Genomic DNA, 3,695 nt, shown 5'->3' with positions numbered 1-3,695 from the left:
TAGTACTTTTAAGGCAACATTTTAAGTGCTTAGCGATAATAGAGTTTAACGAATACAAAAATATAGTGATCATACTAAGCCAGCAAACATTAATGCATATAAACGTTGATGAAATACAAAACTCACCGGTGTTTATAAACTTTGCGCCAGACCTTTATAAAAGTATTAACAGCATTTACCACATTGAATGAAACGCTTTACCGACCAAGTTCATGTTTTTCATAGCACGGTAAGCTTGTTTCTAACTTCTCCCAGTTAGCTTTAGACGTAACAAAATTATGCGATAAAACCTGCTCAGTAATATCGCTATCAAATATTCCTAACCGAATTCGTATTCTGCTTTTGTCATCACTGTTGCTACTGTAAACAGGCGAGCCACAACATCTACAAAAATAACGTGTGCGCCCTGCTTTAAAACTATATTCACTGAGTCGTTCTTGACCTTTTGTTATTGTAAAGTCACTTGTATTTACAAAGCCATTGGTTGCAAATGCAGTCCCGCTGTTTTTTCTGCACAGTGAACAATGACAATGAATAATGCTGGTTATACTGCCCGACACTTCAACGTTTACTTCACCACACAAACACGAACCCGTATACATATAACATCCTAACTATTAAATTATTTTTATACTCAGTTAAAATTTGCTGAGTTGATTTTATAAATACAATAACAACATTATATTTCTCAAGCTCTATTAAACCATAACTTTTGTTTTAGTGATTGACATAAAAAAATTAAATTGGTTATATAGTTATTAATAAAAAGCTATAGCCAAAATCTAAATTGGTTAACCAAATATCAATAATATTACGAGAGCCAATTATGCATTCCAAACATATTTTAATTCTTTGCTTATTCAGCACGCTCTCAGCGTGTTCAACCATTTACAAAAGTACATCGAGCGATTGGCTGCTTATTGATAATTTTGAAAACTCTCTTAGCGACTGGCAAAGTGTCGATACCCAAAATGAAACTAAGCCACAGGTCAAAAACCCTCAAATCACGGTTATACAACCAGAACAAACAAACTCATCAATAAATCATTATTTACTAAAAAAGCCTGCACGCGATGGCATTGTTGGAAATCGTAAAGCGCTTTCTTATACAAAACTTCCACAAGCGGTTGAAGTTGGCGCCACCTACACATTTTATATGCGTATAAACGTGGCTGCGTTTCCTAATAACCATGCCTTTGGATTGAGTAACCTTACTCCAGCGCTAATAAATAAACATGCGTACGATGCGTTTGAGCCAACACTTCGCGTAACCGATAAAACAGAATCAAACGGGTTTGTAAACGATGGCGCTTTAATGGTTAAAACCGACAGCGGATATAGCAACATTCAAAACTACACTACAAAACAGTCAGCTAAACCTCTGCAAACAAATACTTGGTACGACGTATGGTACGTTGTTAATAACGCAGCAGCCTCAGAGCAAGGTCAGCAATATGATGTTTACGTAAAAGGTGGTGAGTTTAACAGTCAAATCCTGGTATATAAAAATGCACAATTTAGAATGAAGCGCGAACAACCTCTTATATACTTTTTAGCAAACTGTAATACAGGCCCAATTAAAAAGCCTTACGGAAATGGTGGTCTCAGATATGACGATTTATACATGAGCGAAGGAATAAACCTAAGTAACCCAACGCAATAAATAAGAATAATACTCATAATTAGTGCCCTACAAACCTGCATTTAAAAATACTTAAATGGTATGATACTCGACATTATTTGCCATTTAAGTTTTTAAAATGTATCGATTATTTGAAAAAATGACAAAAGCATTTCCTGAGGACCAACCCACTCAGCCGCCTTCTACTTTATTTGCTTTTTGTCGCCACTACACCAAAGGAATGGAACTGTCGTTGCTGCTTATGTCAATCAGTGCCGCCATGCTCGCTATTTTAGAGGTTTCTTTATTTAGCTACATGGGCCAACTTGTTGATTGGTTAACCGCCTACACGCCCGAAACTTTGTTTATAGAGCAAAAGTCTGAACTTATTAAAATGGCTGTCATGCTGTTATTAGTATTGCCCATTGTTGTCTTTTTCCATTCTGCTATTTTGCACCAAGCATTGCTTGGCAATTATCCTATGTCAATTCGCTGGTTAGCACATCGTTATTTACTGCGCCAAAGTGTTAGCTTTTATCAAAATGAATTTGCAGGAAGAATAGCCACTAAAGTACTGCAAACTTCTTTAGCCGTTCGCGAAACAGTGACCAAACTACTCGATGTATTAATGTATATCGTGGTTTATTTTGGCTCAATGGTATTTTTAGTTGCCGAAGCTGATTGGCGCTTAATGATCCCTTTATTAGTTTGGTTGGTTTTATACATTTGCGTGCAACTTTACTTTGTACCGCGCCTTAAAAAAATTGCCAGCTCACAAGCCGATGCGCGCTCAGAAATGACTGGTCGTATTGTTGATAGTTACACTAACATTTCAACTATTAAATTGTTTTCGTATACCCAGCGTGAAGAGCAATACGCAAAACAAAGCATGGATGTATTTTTACAGCCGGTGTACAAACAAATGCGCTTAGTAACCAGTTTAAACTTTGTTATTCAAAGCTTAAATTACCTATTAGTATTTTCGGTTGCCGCTGTATCACTTTATTTATGGTCGCTTAGCGTAATTAGCGCCGGAGCTATTGCTGTTGCTGTTAGCTTAGCGCTTAGATTAAACGGTATGGCGCAGTGGATCATGTGGGAAATAAGCAGCTTGTTCGAAAACATTGGCACCGTAGCCGATGGTATGAAAACACTGTCGAACCCTATCGAAGTTGCCGATAAACCAAATGCTGATACGCTTAAGGTAAGCCAAGGTGCTATTGAGTTTAACAACGTACACTTTAACTACGGCAAAGCTGCAAAAGAGACTAATCGCAGCCCTGTAATGAACGGTTTAAACTTAAATATTAAACCTGGCGAAAAAATTGGTTTAGTCGGTCGCTCTGGCGCGGGTAAATCAACACTTGTTAACTTATTACTGCGCTTTTACGATACCGACTCTGGAACAATAAAAATTGATGGGCAAAACATCACAGACGTTAGCCAAGAAAGCCTACGCCGCTACATAGCAATGGTAACGCAAGATACCTCCTTGCTTCATCGCTCAGTAAAAGACAATATTTTGTACGGTCGCCCCGATGCAACCCACGATGAGATGATCAACGCGACCAAACAAGCTAAGGCGCTTGAGTTTATAAACGACTTGGTCGACAGCAAAGGCAATAAGGGCTTTGATGCACAAGTGGGCGAACGCGGTGTTACGCTTTCAGGCGGTCAACGCCAACGTATTGCTATTGCACGTGTACTACTTAAAAATGCACCCATACTTATACTCGACGAAGCCACCAGCGCACTCGACTCAGAAGTAGAAGCCGCAATTCAGGCAAGTCTTGATGATTTAATGACAGGTAAAACAGTTATTGCCATAGCGCACAGGCTATCAACCATTGCACAAATGGATAGATTAATTGTACTTGATGACGGCGGCGTAGTTGAGCAAGGCACTCATGAACAATTAATCGCTAAGGGTGGAATATACGCAGCCCTATGGACACACCAAACAGGCGGGTTTATAGGCGTCGATTAGCCATTAATATTACATTACGGTAGAGGTAGTTTTATTCTGCTTCTACTTTAAACAAAAAAGCGAAGATGCCTTAAAGGCTCTTCGCTT

At 38.6% G+C, this 3,695-nt stretch carries 3 protein-coding genes and 1 pseudogene; 3 read left to right on the top strand and 1 reads right to left on the bottom strand.

Annotated elements, in window-relative coordinates:
• A pseudogene (locus H5072_RS20910) lies at positions 1-191 on the top strand (hypothetical protein); the annotation flags it as partial.
• A gap of 6 nt (positions 192-197) precedes the next feature.
• Here H5072_RS20910 and H5072_RS14295 read toward each other — a convergent pair.
• A complete protein-coding gene (locus H5072_RS14295) occupies positions 198-602 on the bottom strand; it encodes a GFA family protein (RefSeq protein WP_182693896.1) in 405 nt (134 codons plus the stop codon).
• A 224-nt stretch (positions 603-826) separates the two neighbouring features.
• On the opposite strand from H5072_RS14295, the gene H5072_RS14290 reads away from it, so the two are divergent.
• Positions 827-1,663, top strand: coding sequence for a hypothetical protein (locus H5072_RS14290; protein ID WP_182693895.1), 837 nt, complete (start codon positions 827-829; stop codon positions 1,661-1,663).
• Positions 1,664-1,760: 97 nt separating this feature from the next.
• A complete protein-coding gene (locus H5072_RS14285; protein ID WP_182693894.1) occupies positions 1,761-3,608 on the top strand; it encodes an ABC transporter ATP-binding protein in 1,848 nt (615 codons plus the stop codon).
• Positions 3,609-3,695 lie beyond the last annotated feature (87 nt).

Source organism: Pseudoalteromonas sp. SR45-5, from assembly GCF_014163565.1.
GTDB classification, from domain to species: Bacteria; Pseudomonadota; Gammaproteobacteria; order Enterobacterales; family Alteromonadaceae; genus Pseudoalteromonas; species Pseudoalteromonas distincta.
The sequence above is the reverse complement of the archived record's forward strand: the minus strand, read 5'-3'. Positions and strand labels throughout refer to the sequence as shown.

What these genes read in the sequence shown, in the direction of transcription:
- H5072_RS14295 (WP_182693896.1), bottom strand. Translation starts at nt 602, where the DNA reads ATGTATACGGGTTCGTGTTTGTGTGGTGAAGTAAACGTTGAAGTGTCG.
- H5072_RS14290 (WP_182693895.1), top strand. Translation starts at nt 827, where the DNA reads ATGCATTCCAAACATATTTTAATTCTTTGCTTATTCAGCACGCTCTCA.
- H5072_RS14285 (WP_182693894.1), top strand. Translation starts at nt 1,761, where the DNA reads ATGTATCGATTATTTGAAAAAATGACAAAAGCATTTCCTGAGGACCAA.